The sequence below is a fragment of the Clavibacter sp. MX14-G9D genome (assembly GCF_032917815.1).
Classification (GTDB): Bacteria; Actinomycetota; Actinomycetes; order Actinomycetales; family Microbacteriaceae; genus Clavibacter; species Clavibacter michiganensis_K.
Map to the genome: position 1 here is coordinate 1 of NZ_JAVCVL010000329.1, position 2,007 is coordinate 2,007.

At 76.5% G+C, this 2,007-nt stretch carries 2 protein-coding genes; both read right to left on the reverse strand.

Annotated elements, in window-relative coordinates; translation table 11 throughout:
* A partial coding sequence (locus Q6969_RS15285; RefSeq protein ID WP_317231210.1) for a substrate-binding domain-containing protein occupies nucleotides 1–1,142 on the reverse strand: 1,142 nt, incomplete at its 3' end.
* Nucleotides 1,139–2,007: heparinase II/III family protein (locus tag Q6969_RS15290; RefSeq protein WP_317231211.1), on the reverse strand; the 869-nt coding region annotated here is incomplete at its 5' end. The genes Q6969_RS15290 and Q6969_RS15285, both read right to left, overlap by 4 nt.

Consider the following 2,007-nt stretch of genomic DNA (forward strand, 5'->3'; position numbering starts at 1 on the left):
CCCCGGTCCGCGGCGCCGACCGGCACGGGCTCGCGACGGCGGGGGGCGGGCGCGGCCGAGGAGTCGCGCACGATCAGCTGCGGGTCGAGCTGCACGCGGTGCGACGGCCGCTCCGGGTTCTCGATCCGCTGGACGAGCAGCTGCACGGCGGCCTCGCCGACGCCCGCCCGCGGCGGGCTCACCGCGGTGAGGGCGGGGGTGAAGAGCCGCGCGACCTCGTCGTCGTAGGCGACGACGGACAGGTCCCCGGGCACCGAGATGCCGCGGTCGAGCGCCAGGTCGACGAAGGCCATCGCCTCGGGATCCGAGTGCACGAGGATCGCGGTGACGCCGTTCTCCAGCGCCGTCTCGAGCGTCGCGTTGACCACCGCCGAGAAGTCCGGGCTCGCGCGGTCGGGGAGCTGCTGCTCGAAGTGGTCCGCGGGGGTGAGGCCGAGCTCCTCGCAGGCGCGCAGCCATCCGGCGGTGATCTTGCGGGACGTCGGGGACGACCGGGACAGGATGAGGCCCACCTTCCGGTGGCCGAGCCGCGCGAGGTGCCGGGCGGCCAGGACGGCGCCCAGGGCGTGGTCGGTGGTGACGGACTCGACGGGCACGCCCTCGGGCTCGAGGACCGCGTCCCGCTCGACGAGCACCGACGGCACACCGCAGTCGGCGAGCCACCGGATCACCGCGGGTCCGTGCTCCGTGTCCGTGTTGGGCGCGACGATGAGGCCCTTCACGCGCTCGTCCCGCAGCAGGCGCTCGAGGACGGGACGCTCGTCCTGCAGCTCGTAGGAGGCGCCGCGCAGGATCACCTCGTACCCGAGGTCGCGGCCCGTGGCCTCCATCGCCCGGAGGACCCCCGGCCAGTAGTAGGCCAGGGAGGGGACGAGGACCGCGATGGAGCCGAGCGTCTCGCCCGCCCCGTGCGGCGCGGCCCGGGGCGCACCCGGGGTCGGGACCGCGACGGCGCCCCCGTGGACGCGGGTGAGCAGGCCCTCCCGCTCCATGTCGGCCAGGTCGCGGCGCAGGGTGACCATGGCGGCCCCGAGGGAGTCCCGCAGCTGGGAGATCCGGACCGCGCCCTCCGCGCCCAGCGCGGACAGGATGTGCGCGCGCCGCTCCGCGGCCAGCGGACGGGGTGCGTTCTGATCGCTCATGTGCGGTCTCCGATCGATGTGTCCATGTCTACCGTCACACGCAGCGACCGCACCCCCGCCGCGTCGATGTCGAGCCGCAGCAGCCGATCTCCCCACACGGACGTCAGCATGGGGTCGCTGAGCGGCTGTTCCGCCAGCGCGTGCGCGCACCGCGGGTCCCACCCGATGCGGATGCCCCGCGCCGAGCCCGGGTGCCGGACGAGCGCCTCGCCGGCGCGGGCGTCGACCTCGCCGGCGAGCAGCAGGCGGACCGTCGTCGGCGGCTCCTCGCCCGAGCCCTCCCACGGGTCGAGGTCCCAGCGGTCCTCCACGACGACCCGCTGGGGGGAGCGATCGAGGGCGACCCGGCGGCGCCAGGAGACGAGGCCCGCGCCCGGGTAGGCGGCCGCGAGCTCGGCCTCGAAGGCGCTCGACGCGTCCCCCAGCGCGACCGACGCGTCCACCGCGGCGGCGCGGCGGCCGGTGGCCTGCGGCGTGCCGCGCACCGACGGGACGTTGTGCCAGTCGCTCTGCATGGTCCAGATGCGCGAGCGGCCGGGGCCGAACGTCGCCGCCGTGTAGGTGGGGCGCCCCGCGTCGACGACGAGGGGGATCCCGTCGCAGGCGACCATGAACGACCCGACGTCGTCGTGGTTGTGGTGCTCCCCGTTGTGGCCGCCCTTGACGACGACGGCGAGGCCGGCGGCGCTGCCCTCGGCGACGCGGGCGAGCATGACCTGCACGGACGGGAGCCAGACCTGGCGGGGGAGCGGCGGGTCCGTCCGCTCGGCGGCGATCCAGGCGGCGTCGGTGGCGCCGCGCAGCAGGCGGCCGAGGCCCTCGCGCTCCGTCGCGGCGGGGATCCCGGGACCGCGGTGCGCGGCGG